General features: G+C 67.6%; 14 protein-coding genes. 4 read left to right on the top strand and 10 right to left on the bottom strand.

Annotated elements, in window-relative coordinates; translation table 11 throughout:
• Window positions 1-24: 24 nt before the first annotated feature.
• From qcrA to KOL93_RS03625, 3 genes are all read left to right on the top strand, one after another.
• On the top strand, window positions 25-1080 hold the full coding sequence (gene qcrA / locus KOL93_RS03635) for a cytochrome bc1 complex Rieske iron-sulfur subunit (RefSeq protein ID WP_221583972.1): 1056 nt from the start codon (window positions 25-27) through the stop codon (window positions 1078-1080).
• Complete coding sequence (gene qcrB, locus KOL93_RS03630) at window positions 1077-2789, top strand: cytochrome bc1 complex cytochrome b subunit (protein ID WP_260405920.1); 1713 nt, start codon at window positions 1077-1079, stop codon at window positions 2787-2789. The genes qcrA and qcrB overlap by 4 nt, the downstream gene beginning before the upstream one ends.
• A 167-nt stretch (window positions 2790-2956) precedes the next feature.
• Window positions 2957-3448, top strand: a complete 492-nt coding sequence (locus KOL93_RS03625) for a tetratricopeptide repeat protein (RefSeq protein WP_221583971.1) — start codon at window positions 2957-2959, stop codon at window positions 3446-3448.
• Between the two features lie 339 nt (window positions 3449-3787).
• Here KOL93_RS03625 and ctaF read toward each other — a convergent pair whose 3' ends face one another.
• The 5 genes from ctaF to KOL93_RS03600 form a co-directional block, all read right to left on the bottom strand.
• Entirely contained in the window at window positions 3788-4228 is a 441-nt protein-coding gene (gene ctaF, locus KOL93_RS03620; RefSeq protein WP_221583970.1) for an aa3-type cytochrome oxidase subunit IV, read from the bottom strand.
• A complete protein-coding gene (gene ctaD, locus KOL93_RS03615) occupies window positions 4229-5944 on the bottom strand; it encodes an aa3-type cytochrome oxidase subunit I (protein ID WP_221583969.1) in 1716 nt (571 codons plus the stop codon).
• A 2-nt stretch (window positions 5945-5946) separates the two neighbouring features.
• The gene (gene ctaC / locus KOL93_RS03610; RefSeq protein WP_221583968.1) at window positions 5947-6852 is read right to left on the bottom strand and encodes an aa3-type cytochrome oxidase subunit II; all 906 of its coding nucleotides are present in this window, start codon (window positions 6850-6852) and stop codon (window positions 5947-5949) included.
• A 160-nt stretch (window positions 6853-7012) separates the two neighbouring features.
• Window positions 7013-7378 (bottom strand): iron-sulfur cluster insertion protein ErpA, encoded by a 366-nt coding sequence (gene erpA / locus KOL93_RS03605; protein ID WP_221583967.1) that lies wholly within the window; start codon window positions 7376-7378, stop codon window positions 7013-7015.
• 82 nt (window positions 7379-7460) lie between these two features.
• Window positions 7461-8885, bottom strand: a complete 1425-nt coding sequence (locus KOL93_RS03600; RefSeq protein WP_221583966.1) for a dipeptidase — start codon at window positions 8883-8885, stop codon at window positions 7461-7463.
• A 49-nt stretch (window positions 8886-8934) separates the two neighbouring features.
• Between KOL93_RS03600 and KOL93_RS03595 the strand changes: the two genes are divergently transcribed.
• Window positions 8935-9504 carry a DUF3043 domain-containing protein gene (locus KOL93_RS03595; protein WP_221583965.1) on the top strand — a complete coding sequence of 190 codons (570 nt, stop codon included), beginning with the start codon at window positions 8935-8937 and terminating at the stop codon, window positions 9502-9504.
• A gap of 52 nt (window positions 9505-9556) precedes the next feature.
• On the opposite strand, the gene KOL93_RS03590 is transcribed toward KOL93_RS03595, so the two are convergent.
• From KOL93_RS03590 to dnaE, 5 genes are all read right to left on the bottom strand, one after another.
• Window positions 9557-10594 (bottom strand): quinone-dependent dihydroorotate dehydrogenase, encoded by a 1038-nt coding sequence (locus KOL93_RS03590; protein WP_221583964.1) that lies wholly within the window; start codon window positions 10592-10594, stop codon window positions 9557-9559.
• Window positions 10591-11052 carry a transcriptional regulator NrdR gene (gene nrdR, locus KOL93_RS03585; protein ID WP_221583963.1) on the bottom strand — a complete coding sequence of 154 codons (462 nt, stop codon included), beginning with the start codon at window positions 11050-11052 and terminating at the stop codon, window positions 10591-10593. Before nrdR ends, KOL93_RS03590 begins: the two co-directional genes overlap by 4 nt.
• A 51-nt stretch (window positions 11053-11103) precedes the next feature.
• Window positions 11104-12405: a histidinol dehydrogenase gene (gene hisD / locus KOL93_RS03580; protein WP_221583962.1), complete on the bottom strand. Its 1302-nt coding sequence runs from the start codon at window positions 12403-12405 to the stop codon at window positions 11104-11106.
• Between the two features lie 122 nt (window positions 12406-12527).
• On the bottom strand, window positions 12528-14021 hold the full coding sequence (locus tag KOL93_RS03575) for a hypothetical protein (protein WP_221583961.1): 1494 nt from the start codon (window positions 14019-14021) through the stop codon (window positions 12528-12530).
• A gap of 70 nt (window positions 14022-14091) precedes the next feature.
• Entirely contained in the window at window positions 14092-17604 is a 3513-nt protein-coding gene (gene dnaE, locus KOL93_RS03570) for a DNA polymerase III subunit alpha (protein WP_221583960.1), read from the bottom strand.
• Window positions 17605-17764: the final 160 nt, after the last annotated feature.

The raw sequence follows: 17764 nt of genomic DNA, 5'->3' as shown, positions 1-17764 counted from the left end.
GAAGAGGACGTGACAAGGAGCACGATGGCACACGACGATTCGACGGGCGTCGAGAAGGCACAGCAGCCTCCCTCGGGCCTCGCCGTCGCGATCGACGACCCGGTGCAGAACCCGGGTCTCCCCCCGCACCGCGCGCGCATCACCGACAAGGACCCGCAGGCGGAGAAGCGCGCCGAGCGCACGGTCTACACGCTGTTCTATCTGTCGGTGGCCGCGAGCATCTGGGCCGTCGCCGCGTACATGCTGTTCCCGATCGAGGACATGGAGTTCACCTCGATCCGCAACAACAACATGTTCATCGGTCTCGGCATCGCACTCGCGCTGCTCGCGATCGGCGTCGGCGCCATCCACTGGTCCAAGTCGCTCATGAGCGACAAGGAACACGTCGAGGAGCGTCACAGCACGCGCGGATCCGACGAGACGCGCGCCGCCGTCGTCGAGTCCTTCCGGACCGCCGATGAAGAGTCAGGGTTCGGTCGTCGAAAGATGATCCGCAACTCGCTCTTCGCCGCCGTCGGTGCCTCGCTCCTTCCCGGAATCACGCTGTTCCGCGGTCTCGCTCCCCACGGAGAGGGCGAGCCGGTCGCACTGCTCAAGCAGACGATGTGGGACAAGGGGCAGCACCTCACCCGCGATCCCGATGGCACGCGCATCAAGGCGAGCGATGTCACGCTCGGGTCGGCCTTCCACGTCATCCCCGAGAACCTCGCGGGGCTCGACCACAACAACGGCTACCTCGACGAGAAGGCCAAGGCGATGGTGCTCATGGTGCGCATGCGCCCCGAGCAGCTCACCGAGCGCGGTGAGCGCAAGGACTGGTCGTACGACGGCATCGTCGCGTACTCGAAGGTCTGCACGCACGTCGGCTGCCCCGTCGCCCTGTACGAACAGCACACGCACCACCTGCTGTGCCCCTGCCACCAGTCGCAGTTCGACGTGTCGGACGAGGCGAAGGTCGTCTTCGGCCCCGCCGCGCGTCCCCTGCCGCAGCTGCCGATCACCGTCGATGACGAGGGATACCTCATCGCGCAGAGCGACTTCACCGAGCCCGTCGGCCCGAGCTTCTGGGAGCTGCATTGAGCACCGCCACCGCACCCGCCACTGAAGAGAAGAAGGCGCCCCTCGGCGGGCGCTTCGTCGGCGCGACCGCGAACTACCTCGACGAGCGCACGAGCATGTCGGGCTTCGTCAAGGCCCTCGGCCGCAAGGTCTTCCCCGACCACTGGTCGTTCATGCTCGGCGAGATCGCCCTGTGGTCGTTCGTCGTCGTCCTGATCTCGGGAACGTTCCTCACGTTCTTCTTCCAGGCCTCGATGGTGGAGACCCACTATCACGGCGCCTACGAGCCCATGCGCGGCATCGCGATGTCCGCGGCGATGGAGTCGACGCTGCACATCAGCTTCGATCTCCGCGGCGGCCTCCTCGTGCGCCAGCTGCACCACTGGGCCGCGCTGACCTTCGTCGCCGGCATCGGCGTGCACATGCTCCGCGTGTTCTTCACGGGCGCATTCCGCAAGCCGCGCGAGCTCAACTGGGTCGTCGGCTTCCTGCTGTTCGTCCTCGCGATGGCAGAGGGCTTCACCGGCTACTCGCTTCCCGACGACGTGCTCTCGGGCAACGGTCTCCGCATCATCGACGGCATGGTCAAGGGCATTCCCGTGATCGGCCCCTGGACCTCGTATCTCCTGTTCGGCGGCGAGTTCCCCGGGACGGACATCGTGGGCCGCCTGTACACGCTGCACATCCTGATCCTGCCCCTGATGGTGATCGCGCTCATCGCCGTTCACCTCATGCTGATGATCGTGAACAAGCACACGCAGTTCGCCGGCCCCGGCCGCACGAACGGCAACGTCGTCGGCTACCCGATGATGCCCGTGTACATGTCCAAGATGGGCGGATTCTTCTTCATCGTGTTCGGCGCACTCGTGCTGATCGCGTCGCTCGTGCAGATCAACCCGATCTGGGGCTATGGCCCGTACGACCCCTCTCCGGTGTCCGCCGGAACGCAGCCCGACTGGTACATCGGCTTCGCCGACGGTGCTCTGCGCCTCGCGCCGTCGCACTGGGACGTGACGATCTTCGGGTACGTCTACCCGCTCGGCGTGCTGATCCCGCTCGTCGTGCTCGTCCTGTTCATCATCGCCGTGGCGGTGTACCCCTTCATCGAGGCGTGGGTCACGGGCGACAAGCGCGAGCACCACATCGCGCAGCGTCCTCGCGCCGCGGCGACGCGCACGGCGATCGGCGCCGCCGGTGTCTGGTTCTATGCGGTCCTGTGGGCAGCAGCATCGTCCGACCTCATCGCGACGCACTTCCGCCTCACGATGGAGGGCGTGATCCACGGCCTGCAGGCCGCGCTCATCCTCGGCACGGTCGCCGTGTACTTCATCACGAAGCGCATCTGCATCGCGCTCCAGAAGAAGGACCGCGAGATCGTCCTGCACGGATACGAGTCGGGTCGCATCGTTCGCCTTCCGGGTGGTGAGTATCAGGAGGTCCACAAGCCCGTCGACGAGTACGAGCGGTGGAAGCTCGTCGCCGACGAGACCTACGAGCCCCTCGTGGTCCGCCCCGATGACAACGGTCGCATCAAGGCATCGCAGAAGTTCCGCGGAGCGCTTTCGCGCTGGTTCTTCGAGGACCGTCTGCAGCCGGTGTCGAACGCCGAGTACCAGGCGGCTCTGGAACACCAGAAGCACGCGCTGGCCGACCTCGGCGAGCCGCCTCTGAAGGACGGCCACGGCCACATCATCACCGACGGCAAGAACGAGGACGGCAGCACGCACTGACGCTCTCTCCCACGACGACGCCCCGCCCTCTCTCATGAGGAGCGGGGCTTCGTCGTCTCCCGCCGGAGGCGCGGTCGAGGCAACCGCTCTCACGCGCATCTCACCGCCGATCGCCTCCTCCCGCGCAGGCCACGGCCCGAGCATCACGCTCACCGTAGACTCGACAGATGACGAACGCCGCACTCGCCGACTGGAACTCTCGCGTCGACGCGCTGTGGGCGGACGACTCCCTCTCCCCTGCCGAGCTCGTCGAGCGCATGACGGCGCTGAGCGAAGAGGCCCCGCACCGAGCGCTCGGATTCTTCGAACTCGCCGGAGCGTACGACAGCACGGGAGATGAGCGCGCCGCAGCCAGGCACTACGAGCGCGCGCTCGACCAGGGCCTCGCGAGAGTGGATCCCCCACGAGCCGCCCAGCTGGCCGTGCAGTACGGATCGACGCTGCGCAACATCGGACGCATCGATGACGCGCTGGCGCTTCTCCAGGACGCTCCCGTGCACGAATCGACGGGTTCGGCACCCGCGGCCTTCCTCGCACTCGCTCTGCACAGCGCCGGTCGCCCCGAGGAAGCGCTCCGCGTCGCGTTGGACGCGCTGGCGCCGACACTCCCCCGCTACGAGCGCTCTGTGCGCGCGTATGCCGCTGACCTGACGACGTAGGCGCACGCCGCGCGCTCGTTCCGACAGTTCTCTCTCATCGCGAGGCGCGACGATGCACGGCCCCAGCCCTACCGCCCGCCGAGGGACGTTCTCCCGTCGTCCCGCGCAGAACGCGCTCCAGGCGACCGCGCGGCGTACAGCAGGGCGACTCCCACCGTCCTGCGCGCGATGCCAGCGTCGAGACCGACGGGTCTCAGCGCCGAATCCCACCGGGGCCCCTGCGCGGCGTCGCGTGGCCGGCGGGAGTGCACAGGGACCAACGCTCCCTCGCGGGACAGGTGCCCGGTACACGAAAAGGCCCCGAGCTCTTCGTGAGCTCGGGGCCTGGTCAGCAACGCGTCAGCGCGCGAAGTTGCCGCGGTAGTACTCGTACACCCAACCCACGAGGCCGATCACCAGCAGGGCGGCGGCAAGCGGGATGAGGAAGTGCGCGGTGGCGAGCGAGATCATGCCGATCGCGGGCCCCGCGGCGAGGACCAGCGGCCACCAGGACCAGGGGCTGAATTCACCCTGTTCCATGTCGCCGTCGTCGATCCCCGCGTCGAGGCGGTCCTCCGGGAGCTCGACGCCCTTCTGACTCTTGTGGATCCGCTGGATGAAGAACGAGATCATCCCGGCCATGAAGAACGTGAAGAGGAGGGCTGCAGATCCGACCCACTCGATGCCGTCGTACCAGGCACCCGTCTCCCAATGGGCGATGATGTTCCAGCCCGTGTAGAGGGCGAAGCAGAAGAAGAAGAATGCGGTGAGGATCCACCAGATCCCGATCTGAGACTTCATTTACTTGGCCTCTCCCTGCAGCGCAGGCTCGGGCGTCCTGCCAGGCTCGTAGTCATCGAGCGACTCCGGGTGGTTCAGGTCGAACGCCGGACGCTCGGACCGGATGCGCGGAATCGACGTGAAGTTGTGCCGCGGCGGCGGGCAACTGGTCGCCCACTCGAGCGACGCGCCGTACCCCCACGGATCATTCGACGTCACCTTGGGCGCCTTGCGGGCCGTGATCCAGACGTTGAGGAAGAACGGGATCATCGACGAGGCGAGCACGATCGAGCCCACCGTCGAGAGCTGGTTCTCCCACGCCCAGCCGTCGTCAGGCGACCAGTCGGCGTAGCGCCGGACCATGCCGTCGACGCCCAGCCAGTGCTGCACGAGGAACGTCATGTGGAAGCCGATGAACAGCAGCCAGAAGTGGACGTAGCCGAGTCGCTCGTTCAGCATCTTGCCCGTCCACTTCGGCCACCAGAAGTAGAAGCCCGCGAACATCGCGAAGACGACCGTTCCGAAGACGACGTAGTGGAAGTGGGCGACGACGAAGTACGAGTCGCTGAGGTGGAAGTCGAGAGGCGGCGCCGAGAGGATGACGCCCGTGAGACCGCCGAAGACGAACGACACGAGGAACCCGAGCGAGAACAGCATGGGTGTCTCGTAGGTGATCGACCCTCGCCACATCGTGCCGATCCAGTTGAAGATCTTCACACCCGTGGGAACGGCGATGAGCATCGTCATGAGGGCGAAGAACGGCAGGAGGACGGCGCCCGTGACATACATGTGGTGAGCCCACACGGACACCGACAGCGCGGCGATGGCGATCGTCGCGTAGACGAGCGTCTTGTACCCGAAGATCGGCTTGCGACTGAATGCCGGGAAGATCTCGGAGACGATGCCGAAGAACGGCAGCGCGATGATGTAGACCTCGGGGTGGCCGAAGAACCAGAACAGGTGCTGCCAGAGGAGCACGCCGCCGTTCTGCGGGTCGTAGACGTGGGAACCGAAGATGCGGTCGCTGGCGGCCGCGAGCATGGCCGCGGCCAGCACCGGGAACGCGATGATGATCAGAAGGCTCGTGATGAGCGTGTTCCACGTGAAGATCGGCATGCGCCACATCGTCATGCCCGGCGCGCGCATCGTGATGATCGTCGTGATGAAGTTGACGGCACCGAAGATCGTGCCGAAGCCCGAGAGACCGAGGCCGACCATCCAGAGGTGTCCCCCGACACCCGGCGAGAACGATGCGTTCGCGAGCGGCTGATATGCGAACCAGCCGAACGAGGCGGCGCCCTGCGGCGTGAGGAATCCGGCCACCGCGATGAGCGAGCCGAAGATGAACAGCCACAGCGCGAAGGCATTCAGTCGCGGGAATGCGACGTCGGGCGCGCCGATCTGGAGCGGGAGGAGCGCGTTGGCGAAGCCCGCGAAGAGCGGCGTCGCGAACATCAGCAGCATCACGGTGCCGTGCATCGTGAAGAGCTGGTTGTACTGCTCCTTGGTCGGGATGATCTGCATGCCCGGCGCGAAGAGCTCGGCGCGGATGATCAGCGCCATCACGCCGCCGAGCAGGAAGAAGATCAGCGACGCGATCAGGTACATGTACCCGATGGTCTTGTGGTCAGTGGAGGTGATCCACTTGACGATGATGTTGCCCTTCTCGCCCGTGCGCGAACCGCTCAGAAGAGCGGCCTGCCGGGGAGGGAGAGGCGACGAAGCGGACGTGGCCATACTCAGTGTCCTTCCTCGTTCTCGCCCTGCGACCCGTCGGTGCCGGGGTTGTTCTGCAGACGGTCGTACTCGTCGCTGACATCGCCGGTGTTGCCGGCGGCCTCGAGCTCGGAGACATACTGCTCGTACTCGGCATCGCTGACGACCTCGACGTTGAAGAGCATCATCGAGTGGTACTCGCCGCAGAGCTCCGCGCACTTGCCGGCGTACGTGCCCTCACGCGTCGGGATGAACGACCACGAGTTGTCGTGACCGATGTACATGTCCTTCTTGTACAGGAAGTCGATGATCCAGAACGAGTGGATGACGTCGCGCGACTGAAGGTCGATCGTGACCTTCTTGTCGACAGGCAGGATCAGGGTCGGAAGCTCGGCCTGATCGATGTTGCCGTTCGCGTCGGGCTGCGCCTGACGTCCCATCGAGTAGACCGTCTCACCGCCTGGCGTGGCCTCGTCGTACTGGAAGTCCCAGGCCCACTGCTTGGCGATCGCAGTGATCTCGACCTCGACCTCGTCATCGGCCCACGGCTTCTCGATCGCGGTCTGCTCGCGAGCGGTGAAGGCGAACAGGCCGATCACGAGGATCATCGGCACCGAGGTGAAGAAGATCTCGACCGGCATGTTGTAGCGCAGCTGAACCGGGAGACCCGTCTGGCCCTTGCGGCGGCGGTACACGACCATCGCCCAGAGCATGAGACCCCACGTGATCACGCCGACGACGAGCGCCACGATCCACGAGCCGACCCACAGCGAGGCGATCCCCTCGGTCTGGTTGGTCGTCGGGACACCCGAGCTGTCGAAGCCCGGGAGGTATCCGTGGAGCTCAGTGGGAGTGCACCCCGCGAGTGCAGCAGCAGCCGCGGCGAGCACGGGGACCGCGGCCCAGCGGATTCGGCGTTTCGACGGCACGAATTCACCTTTCGAACATGGATGTGGCTGAGATCCATCCTATGGCAAGCGCACACCCGGTTCATGCCACCCTCTCAGCGGGTCCGGCTCCGGAACGGCGCGGTCGTCGCACGCGAGAACGCCCCGCACCGTACCGGTGCGGGGCGTTTCTGCGTGCTGATCAGTGGAAGCTGTCGCCGCAGGCGCAGCTGCCGCCCGCGTTGGGGTTGTCGATCGTGAACCCCTGCTCCGAGATCGTGTCTTTGAAGTCGATCGACGCGCCGTCGAGATAGGGCACCGACATGTTGTCGACGATCACCTCGACGCCGTCGAAGTCGACGGTCTCGTCGCCCTCGAGATAGCGCTCGTCGAAGTACAGCTGGTAGATGAGCCCCGAGCAGCCACCGGGCTGCACGGCGACGCGCAGACGCAGGTCGTCGCGGCCCTCCTGGTCGAGCAGGCTCTTCACCTTGGCCGCGGCGGCGTCGGTGAGGCTGACGCCGTGGGCGTGTTCGGTCGCCTCGGCTGTCATCGTGGTGTCAGTCATGACTGATCTCCTCTCCGGGTTCTCACCGCGCGCGGCGGCGTGTCCCCGAGTCTAACGACGGATTCTGCGGGTGGGGTGGGGTTCAGGGCATCTCGCGGCGATTCATGCGTCCGAGCAGGAGCGTCTCCGACCGGATCGCATGACGGAACGTGTCGATGTGGAGCGATTCGTTGGGGCTGTGGGCGCGGGAGTGCGGATCCTCGACGCCCGTCACGAGGATCTGTGCGCCGGGGAACCGCTCGACCAGGTCGGAGATGAACGGAATGGACCCGCCCACGCCGTAATCGACCGGATCTTTGCCGTAGCCGTCCGCAAGCGCCTCGCGCACGGCGCCGATCGCCCAGCCGTCGGTGTCGATGAGCACGCTGTCACCGAGGTCGACCTCGCTGAACTCGAGCTGCGCGCCGAAGGGCGCGCGCTGACGCAGGTGCCGCTCGATCGCGGCGTACGCGTCGGCCGACGCCTGGCCCGGGGCGATGCGGCAGCTGAGCACGACCGTGACCTCCGGTGACAGCGTGTTGCTCGCGGACGCGACCGGGGTGAAGTCGATGCCCGTCACCGTCACCGTCGGCTTGTTCCAGATGCGGCTGAGGATCGTGCCATCACCCGCGGGCCGCACGCCGTCGAGGAGGCCCGTCTCGTCTCGCAGCTGAGCCTCGTCGTACGGCGGCGTCTCGGCCTCGCGTGCCACCAGGCCCTCGACGGCGACGGATCCGTGCTCGTCCCACAGCGTCGACAGGAGGCGCACCGTCGCCATCATGGCGTCGGGCACCGCTCCCCCGAACATGCCCGAGTGCGATGCGTGGTCGAGCGTGCGGACTGTGAGGTGGAACTTCGCATTGCCGCGGAGCGACACCGTTACCGCGGGCGTCTCGGAGTCGAAGTTGCCGGAGTCGGCCACGACGATGACGTCGGAGCGCATCTGCTCCGCGTTCTCGGCGAGGAACGGGCCGAAGGAGCGCGATCCGTGTTCCTCCTCGCCCTCGACGAAGAGGACGAGACCGAGGTCGAGGTCATCGTCGCCCACCGTCTCGGCGAGCGCGCGCAGTGACGCGATATGCGTCATGACACCGGCTTTGTCGTCCGCCGCGCCGCGGGCGTAGATGCGTCCGTCCCGCACGGTCGGCTCGAACGGAGGCGTGTCCCAGAGCTCGTCGTCACCGGGAGGCTGGACATCGTGGTGCGCGTAGAGCATCACGGTCGGGCGGCCCGCCTTCGCCTGACGGACGGCGAGAACGGCGGGCTGGCCGAGCTCGCCGTCGTCGCCGTCGGCGAGCGGTGCGCGCTTGATGTCGACGGTGTCGAAGAGTCCGGTGCCTCGGGCGAGCGACGCGACGGCCTCCGCGCTCCGCTGCAGCTGACTCTGATCGAACGCGGGCCAGGCGATTCCGGGGATCCGCACCAGCGCGCCGAGGTCGTTGACGGCCGCCGGGAAGCCTCCGTCCACGGACTCGATGAGCAGCTGGTCTTCGGGGGGAACAGATCCCTGGGGAGTCGCAGAAGTCATGCGGGTAATCTTAGGAGGATCCCTTCACCCGACTTCCCGAGGTTCCTTCATGGCTCAGAACGCTTCCCCTGCCGACGGCGACGCGTCGAAGAAGACGCCCAGCGCGGGCAAGGGCCGTCCGACGCCCTCCCGTGCCGCACAGGAGGCGAAGCGGATCCGTCCGCTCGTCGCCACGACCAAGGAGGCCAAGCTGGCCGCCAAGGCCGAGATGCGCGCGCGACAGGAGCGCGCGCGCTCCGGCATGGCGAACGGCGAGGAGCGCTATCTCGGCCCGCGCGACAAGGGCCCCCAGCGCCGCTTCGTGCGCGAGTGGGTCGATGCAGGCTGGCACCTCGGCGAGTTCCTCATGCCGATGATGGTCCTCGTCATCGTCATGACGTTCATCCCCACCTACGCGACCCAGTACTGGTCGTTCGTGGCCCTGTGGATCTTCATCTTCTTCGTCATCGGCGACATGATCCTGCTGTCGATGCGCATGAAGAAGAAGGTCGGGCAGAAATTCGGCGAGGACAAGCGCGAGAAGGGTCTCGGCTGGTACGCGGCGATGCGCTCGATCCAGATGCGCTTCATGCGCATGCCGAAGCCGCAGAACAAGCGCGGAGACTACCCCGCCGTCTGACGGTCGGTGTATGAGAAGAGGGGCTGCCGTGGGCAGCCCCTCTTCTCGTCTGTCAGCGTGCCGAGCTCGCCAGGCCGCGATTGATCTCGCGCGCCCACAGCGGGCCGCGGTAGATGAAGCCTGTGTAGCCCTGGACGAGCGTGGCGCCGTCATCGAGCCGCTCCTGCACATCGCGCGCCGTCTCGACGCCGCCGACCGAGATGACGCAGAACGACGGATCCGGAACCGCTCGCCGCACGAGACGCAGGACCTCGCGCGAACGGGCGCGCACCGGAGCACCCGAGATGCCGCCCGCGCCCATGCGCTCGACGTTCCGCGGATCCGTCGCGAGGCCGTCGCGAGAGATCGTCGTGTTCGCCGCGATGAGGCCGTCGAGGCGCAGCTCGACAGCGAGGCGTGCGATCGCCTCGACCTCGTCGTCGGGCAGGTCCGGCGCGATCTTCACGAGGAGCGGGGTCGCCCCGGACGCGTCGCGCACGGCCTCGAGGAGGGGCCGCAGCGTCTCGACCGCCTGAAGACCGCGGAGCCCCGGTGTGTTCGGCGACGACACGTTGACCGCGAGGTAATCCGCGACGGGGGCGAGCATGCCCGCACTGCGCACGTAGTCGGCGGTCGCCGCGTCGACGTCGACGACACGGCTCTTGCCGATGTTCGCCCCGACGACGGCCCCACGCCGGCGCAGCTTCGCGAGCCTCCGCGCCGCCGCCGCCGCGCCGTCGTTGTTGAACCCCATGCGGTTGAGAAGCGCGCGATCGGCGACGAGGCGGAACAGCCGGGGCCTGTCGTTGCCCGGCTGCGGGATCGCCGTGACGGTTCCGATCTCGACGTGGCCGAACCCGAGCGCGTCGAGTCCTCGCACGCCCACCGCGTTCTTGTCGAAGCCCGCCGCGACGCCGAACGGCGTCGGGAACGTGAGGCCGAGCGCCTGGACGGCGAGCGACGGATTGGGCTTCGTCAGCAGCCGCGCGACCGGCGCCGCCGCGCGCGAGCCGATCACGCGGATCGCCGCCATGCCGACATGATGCGCGGACTCCGGATCCATCCGCCGGAATCCCAGGCGGAAGATGAGGTCGTAGAGCATTCGGGTCATGCCTCCGTCGTGTGGTGATCGGCCCTGAGATCGGCGATCGCGTCCTCGAAGTCCTCGAGGGACTCGAACGCCTGGTACACGCTCGCGAATCGGAGATACGCGACCTCGTCGAGTTCACGCAGGGGTCCGAGGATCGCGAGCCCGATGTCGTTCGCTTCGAACGTGCTCTGACCCGTCTGACGCAGCGCTTCCTCGACCTTCTGCGCGAGGAGCGCGAGGTCGTCATCGGTGACGGGACGCCCCTGGCACGCCTTGCGCGCGCCGGTGACCACCTTGTCGCGCGAGAACGGCTCGACGGCCCCGGAGCGCTTCACGACGTTGAGGCTCGCCGTCTCGACCGTCGAGAATCGCCCGCCGCACTCAGGGCACTGGCGGCGGCGACGGATCGACAGACCGTCGTCGGTCGTGCGCGAATCGATCACGCGGGAATCGGGATGTCGGCAGAACGGGCAGTGCATGGCCTGGTCAGCCTACCCCGACGTGTCTCGGTGTCACCGAGATGTGGACCGTCACGCGAAGCGCGCGCGCACGGCCTCGCCGTGGGCGGGGAGCGCCTCGGCGTCCGCCAGCGAGACGATGCGGTCGGCCACCTCGCGTAGAGCGGCCTCGTCGTACTCGATCACCTGCTGCGGGCGGAGGAACGTGTAGGCGCCGAGACCGGAGCCGTATCGCGACTGTCCCCCCGTCGGGAGGACGTGGTTGCTACCGGCCATGTAGTCGCCGAGGCTCACCGGCGAGGCCGGCCCGACGAAGACGGCGCCGGCGTTGGTGTAGCGCGGCACCGCATCGCGCGCGTCGACGAGGTGTAGCTCGAGGTGCTCGGGCCCGTAGGCGTTGCTGAAGCGCTCGAGTGTGTGCTGGTCGTCGACGAGGACGATCGCGGACTGCGGCCCCGCCAAGGCGGCGCCCACGCGCTCGGCGTGACGCGTGCGCGGCGCGAGTTCGGCGATTCGCCGATCGACACTCGCCCCGAGCTCGGGCGATGTCGTGACGAGAACAGCCGCGGCCTGCTCATCGTGCTCGGCCTGACTGATGAGGTCGTACGCGACGAGCGACGCATCGGCATCGCCGTCGGCCGCGACGAGGATCTCGGTCGCACCCGCCTCGGCGTCCGTGCCGACGAGGCCGGCGACGAGACGCTTCGCGGCCGCGACGAAGTTGTTGCCCGGCCCCGTCACGACGTCGACCGGCTGGAGGCCGATCTCGTCGACGCCGTGCGCGAGGGCGCCGATCGCGCCCGCTCCCCCGATCGCGTAGACCTCGTCGATGCCGAGCATGCCTGCGACGGCGAGGATCGTGGGGTGCACCCGCCCATCGTGATCGCGCTGGGGCGGCGACGCGAGGGCGATGCGGTCGACGCCCGCGACCTGCGCGGGAACGACGTTCATGATCACGCTCGAGGGATAGACCGCCTTCCCGCCGGGAACGTACACGCCCGCGCGGCGCACGGGCTGCCAGCGCTGGGCGACGCGCGCCCCCGATGCGAGCACCGTCTCGCGCGGATCCGGGACCTGCGCGGCGGACGCCTCGCGCACGCGCACGATCGCCTCGTCCAGCGCCGTGCGCACCGTGGGATCGAGATCTCGCACCGCGTCGTCGATCTGCGTCTGCGGCACGCGGAGCGCGTGGCCGGTCACGTGGTCGAATCGCTCGGCCTGTTCACGCAGCGCGGCCTCGCCGCGCTCGCGAACGGCATCGACGATCGCCGCCGCCGCCTCATGCGCCGCCGCGACCGCCTCGGTCGCTCGCGGTACGGCGGTCAGCAGCTCAGAGGCGGTGAGGGTGCGGCCGCGCAGGTCGATCGTGCGCATGAAGGCTCTTCTTCCTGGAGGGACGTTGTTCTGACAGTGACGGAATGGGCGCCTCGCGATGAGCGGACGACGCGAACGTCATCTCGCCGACGACGATGCCGCGATGCGCGCTCTCGACGCCGTCAGCCGCGAGTGACGCCGCTGGTGTCGTGCAGGTAGCCGATGCGGCCGTCGTCGTGGCGCACGACGAAGTAGTCCGTGCGGTCCTCGAGAACCAGCGCCCACGCGGTCGGTCCGATGCGGAAGATCGGACGGCCCTCGACGTCGTGGACGTCGCGTTCGACGGGCGTCAGAGCCCAGAACGGCTGAGCGGGAGTGGGATCCGGTGCGGCCTGCACAGGCGCTCCCGCGCCGAGGCCGGTCGGCAGCACCTGCGTCTCGGCCGCGGAGGGCTCCACGTCCTCGGCGAACGCCGCGGTCTCCGACTCGGCACCTGCCGACTCAGCGGCGGTCGCGGATTCGGCTTGCCAGACGGGCTCGGGCTGCACGGCTGACTCGGGCTGCACGGCCGGCTCGGCCTGCACCGCCGGCTCAGCCTGCCAAGCGGGCTCGGCCTGCGCGGCCGGCTCCGTCTGCGCTGCTGGCTCGGGGGGCGCGATGGGGTCGGGCTGCGAATCGGGCTCGACGACGGATTCCGTCTCCGAACTCGGCTGCGCGTCGACCGATGCGGGCATCTGGTCGGCAGATGCCACGGGAATCGCGGTCGTCTCGGGCGCGTCGTCCTCGGGTGCGGACTGCTCAGCGGCGGAGGCCGGCGCACTCGACTGGACGAACGGGTCCGGGGATGCCGGAGCGCCCGCCTGCTGCGGCTGCCCGAACGGATCCGATGTCTGCGCGGACGACGCGCCCGCGGACTGCTGCTCGGCGTAGGGGAACGGGGCCCCCGGTGCCGGCGCCTGCTGCGCCGCGTACCCCTGCGGGATCTGCTGCCCCGGCGCGGGTGCCTGCTGCTGCGCCCACGGAGCGGGAGCCGGCGCCGGTGCGGGTGCGGGACGCGGGGCCTTCACGAGGGGGCGCACGGGACGTGCCACGACGTGCGCCGTGACGTCCTCACGACCAAGGAAATCCTCGTTGAAGGGCGGGACAAAGCGCGCGGCGACCGTGAAGAACACGCCGCCGAGGGCCACGACGAAGGCCAACCAGACGGTCGCGCTGAGGCCAGCGCCGAGCTGCGCCCACGTGATGCCGAGGTCGAGCCAGACGAACGCGGCGACGGCGAACGCGACGGAGGAGAACTGATCGATGCTCAGTGCGCCGACGTTGCGGAATGTCGGGACGAGACGGCGCAGCACGAGGAGGACCACCGCGGCGACGGGGAAGCCGACGCCCGCCACCCAGCTGAGCCCGAACGACCAGATGGGCGCGTACACGCTGCCCATGACCATCCCTCCCGACACGATCGAGAAGAACGACAGCACCAGGAGCAGAGCGCCCAGGCCGACGAGGATCCACTCGCGCAGCGTGAACGGGCCGAGCCCCTGCTGCCCGCCCGACGACGCCTCGGCAGGCTGCTCTGTCATCGCCTGCTCGACGAATCTCGGCTTCACCCCCGCCGGCGTCTGCTCGGGTGCGGCGTGCCCTGACGCGGGCGGATACGGCGAATACTGATCGCTCATTGTGCGGTCCTCTCCCTTGGGCGCGACTCGCACCGCGCCTCTTCGATCCTACGCTCGGAGTCGCACACGCTCACCCGAGGCACTGGGGCCCGAGGAGGGCCTTCAGATCGCCGAACAGCTCGGCCGAGACCGAGACCGGCATCGGCACCTCGAACACCTTCGCAGACCGACCTCGATGCATCTTCAGTCGCACCTCGGTGTCGCCCTTGTGTCGGCGGAGCACATCAGCGAGGTCGCCGACGACGCGCTCCGTCGCGCGCTGCTCCGGCAGAAGCAGCATGATGGGCCCCGACGCGACCGACGTCGCGATGTCGGGTGCGAACGCCGACTGCGCGTGCAGATTGAGCCCGTCGTCGCGACGCGAGACGCGCCCACGGACCACGAGGATCGAGTCCTGCGTGAGGATCGGCTGGAACTCGGTATAGGTCTTGCCCATGAACATGACCGTGACCTCGGCTTCGAAGTCTTCGATCGTGATCATGCCGTAGGGGTTGCCACTCGACTTCGCGACGCGGTGCTGTGCCGTCGTGACGAGGCCCGCGACGGTCACCTGCTCGCCGTCCTGCAGATCCTCGGAGTTCACGAGGTCGTTGATCGTGATCGACCGGTGCTTGGCGATCGGCACCTCGAGCCCTGCGAGCGGATGGTCCGAGACGTACAGACCGAGCATGTCGCGTTCGAACGCCAGCTTGTCCTTCTTCGTCCACTCGGGTCTCTCCGGCACCTTCTGCACCGCGTCGGGCTCGTCCCACAGGCTGTCGAAGTCGAAGCCGACCTCGCCGTTCGCCTGGCGGCGCTTGTCGAGAACGGCCTGTTCGACGGCGTCCTCGTGGATCTCGACGAGGGCGCGACGGGTCGCCCCCATCGTGTCGAAGGCGCCCGCCTTGATGAGCGACTCGACCGTGCGCTTGTTGGTCGCCTGCGCGGGCACGCGGTCGAGGAAATCGTGGAAGGACGTGTACGGGCCCTGCTCGCGCGCGGCGATGATGCCTTCGACGACGTTGTGACCCACGTTGCGGATCGCCCCGAGACCGAAACGGATGTCTTCGCCGACAGCGGCGAAGAACTCGATCGACTCGGACACGTCGGGCGGCAGCACCTTCATGCCCATGCGCCGACACTCGTTGAGGTACATGGCGAGCTTGTCGCGCGAGTCGCCGACGCTCGTCAACAGCGCGGCCATGTATTCGGCGGGATAGTGCGCCTTGAGGTAGGCCGTCCAGTACGACACGACCCCGTACGCGGCCGAGTGCGCCTTGTTGAAGGCGTAGTCAGAGAAGGGCAGCAGGATGTCCCACAGCGCCTTGATCGCGGCATCGCCGAAGCCGCGCGCCTTCATCCCGTCGGAGAACCCGACGTACTGCTTGTCGAGCTCCGCCTTCTTCTTCTTACCCATCGCGCGACGCAGGATGTCTGCCTGTCCGAGCGAGTAGCCGGCGACTTTCTGCGCGATCGCCATCACCTGCTCCTGATAGATGATCAGGCCGTAGGTCGTGTCGAGGATGTCCTTCAGCGGCTCCTCGAGCTCGGGGTGGATCGGCGTGATCGCCTGCTCGCCGTTCTTGCGCAGCGCGTAGTTCGTGTGCGAGTTCGCGCCCATCGGGCCGGGACGATACAGGGCGATGACGGCCGAGATGTCCTCGAAGTTGTCGGGCTTCATGAGACGCAGGAGCGAGCGCATGGGGCCGCCGTCGAGCTGGAAGACCCCCAGGGTGTCGCCGCTCGCGAGCAGCTCGTAGGCCTTGCGATCGTCGAGCCCGAGGCGCTCGAGGTCGAGCTCGACGCCCTTGTTGGTGCGGACGTTGTCGAGGGCGTCCGAGATGATCGTCAGGTTGCGCAGCCCGAGGAAGTCCATCTTGATGAGACCGAGCGCCTCGCAGGTCGGATAGTCGAACTGCGTGATGATCTGGCCATCCTGCTCGCGCTTCATGAGCGGGATGATGTCGATCAGCGGGTCGCTCGACATGATCACGCCCGCCGCGTGCACGCCCCACTGGCGCTTCAGCCCCTCGAGGCCGACGGCGCGATCGAACACCGTGCGCGCCTCGGGGTCGGTCTCGATGACCGAGCGGAACTCGCTCGCCTCCTTGTAGCGCGGGTGCTTCTGGTCGAACATGCCGTCGAGCGGCATGTCCTTGCCCATGACGGGCGGCGGCATCGCCTTGGTGAGGCGCTCGCCCATGCTGAACGGGAAGCCGAGCACGCGCCCCGCGTCCTTCAGCGCCTGCTTCGACTTGATCGTTCCGTAGGTGACGATCATGGCCACGCGCTCGTCGCCGTACTTCTCCGTGACGTAGTCGATCACCTCGGAGCGGCGACGGTCGTCGAAGTCGACATCGAAGTCGGGCATCGACACACGCTCGGGGTTGAGGAAGCGCTCGAAGATGAGACCGTGCTCGATCGGATCGAGATCCGTGATGCGCATCGCGTACGCGACCATCGAGCCCGCGCCCGATCCGCGCCCGGGACCCACGCGGATCCCGTTCTCCTTCGACCAGTTGATGAAGTCGGCCACCACGAGGAAGTAGCCGGGGAACCGCATCTGCGTGATGATGCCGATCTCGTACTCGGCGCGCCGGCGCACCTCGTCAGTCACGCCGTTCGGGTAGCGGTAGTGGAGCCCCTTCTCGACCTCCTTGACGAACCAGCTCTCCTCCGACTCACCGTCGGGAACGGGGAACCGCGGCATGTAGTTGGCCTCGGTGTCGAACTCGATCTCGCAGCGCTCGGCGATGAGCAGCGTGTTGTCACACGCCTCGGGGTGATCGCGGAAGAGCTCGCGCATCTCGGCGGCCGACTTGATGTAGTAGCCGTCGCCGTTGAACTTGAAGCGGTTCGGGTCGTCCATCGTCGACCCGGACTGCACGCACAGGAGCGCCTCGTGGGCGTCGGCATCGTGCTGGTGCGTGTAGTGGGAGTCGTTCGTCGCGACGAGCGGGATGTCGAGGTCTTTCGAGATCTTGAGCAGATCGGTGATCACGCGGCGCTCGATGTCGAGTCCGTGATCCATGATCTCGGCGAAGTAGTTCTCCTTGCCGAAGATGTCCTGGAACTCCGCGGCCGCCTCGCGCGCCGCGTCGTACTGGCCGAGTCGCAGTCGGGTCTGGATCTCGCCGGACGGGCATCCCGTCGTCGCGATGAGCCCCTTCGAATAGGTCTGCAGCAGCTCGCGATCCATGCGGGGCTTGAAGTAGTACCCCTCGAGGCTCGCCAGCGAGCTCAGGCGGAAGAGGTTGTGCATGCCCGGTGTGTTCTGCGCCCACATCGTCATGTGGGTGTACGCACCGGAGCCGGAGACGTCGTCGCGCTTCTGCTCGGCGGTGCCCCAGGCGATACGGCTCTTGTCGGAGCGATGCGTGCCCGGCGTGACGTACGCCTCGAGCCCGACGATCGGCTTGATGCCCTGTGCCTTGGCCGCCTTGTAGAACTCGAACGACGCGTAGTTGTTGCCGTGGTCGGTGACCGCGATGGCCGGCATGTCCATCTCGGCCGCGGCCTTCGTCATGTCGTTGAGCTTCGCGGCCCCGTCGAGCATCGAGTACTCGCTGTGAACATGGAGGTGCACGAAGGAGTCGGATGCCATGCGTCGATTCTAGTTTCGGACCCCTGACAAACGGGCCACGGACAGGGTCCTGCACCCGCTGCGCTTCGCGGCTCGATCCCGAGACGCTGACGATGCGGTGGCGCGCTGAAGATTCGCCCGGATCCGTCGAATCTGGGCGAATCTTCAGCGCGCCGGGACG

The organism is Microbacterium salitolerans (genome assembly GCF_019720895.1).
GTDB lineage: Bacteria > Actinomycetota > Actinomycetes > Actinomycetales > Microbacteriaceae > Microbacterium.
Note: the sequence above shows the minus strand (reverse complement) of the source record. Positions and strands in the feature narration are given on the sequence as shown.

What these genes read in the sequence shown, in the direction of transcription:
- qcrA (WP_221583972.1), top strand. Translation starts at nt 25, where the DNA reads ATGGCACACGACGATTCGACGGGCGTCGAGAAGGCACAGCAGCCTCCC.
- KOL93_RS03600 (WP_221583966.1), bottom strand. Translation starts at nt 8,885, where the DNA reads ATGACTTCTGCGACTCCCCAGGGATCTGTTCCCCCCGAAGACCAGCTG.
- ctaD (WP_221583969.1), bottom strand. Translation starts at nt 5,944, where the DNA reads ATGGCCACGTCCGCTTCGTCGCCTCTCCCTCCCCGGCAGGCCGCTCTT.
- KOL93_RS03625 (WP_221583971.1), top strand. Translation starts at nt 2,957, where the DNA reads ATGACGAACGCCGCACTCGCCGACTGGAACTCTCGCGTCGACGCGCTG.
- dnaE (WP_221583960.1), bottom strand. Translation starts at nt 17,604, where the DNA reads ATGGCATCCGACTCCTTCGTGCACCTCCATGTTCACAGCGAGTACTCG.
- nrdR (WP_221583963.1), bottom strand. Translation starts at nt 11,052, where the DNA reads ATGCACTGCCCGTTCTGCCGACATCCCGATTCCCGCGTGATCGATTCG.
- KOL93_RS03575 (WP_221583961.1), bottom strand. Translation starts at nt 14,021, where the DNA reads ATGAGCGATCAGTATTCGCCGTATCCGCCCGCGTCAGGGCACGCCGCA.
- hisD (WP_221583962.1), bottom strand. Translation starts at nt 12,405, where the DNA reads ATGCGCACGATCGACCTGCGCGGCCGCACCCTCACCGCCTCTGAGCTG.
- ctaF (WP_221583970.1), bottom strand. Translation starts at nt 4,228, where the DNA reads ATGAAGTCTCAGATCGGGATCTGGTGGATCCTCACCGCATTCTTCTTC.
- KOL93_RS03590 (WP_221583964.1), bottom strand. Translation starts at nt 10,594, where the DNA reads ATGACCCGAATGCTCTACGACCTCATCTTCCGCCTGGGATTCCGGCGG.
- KOL93_RS03595 (WP_221583965.1), top strand. Translation starts at nt 8,935, where the DNA reads ATGGCTCAGAACGCTTCCCCTGCCGACGGCGACGCGTCGAAGAAGACG.
- erpA (WP_221583967.1), bottom strand. Translation starts at nt 7,378, where the DNA reads ATGACTGACACCACGATGACAGCCGAGGCGACCGAACACGCCCACGGC.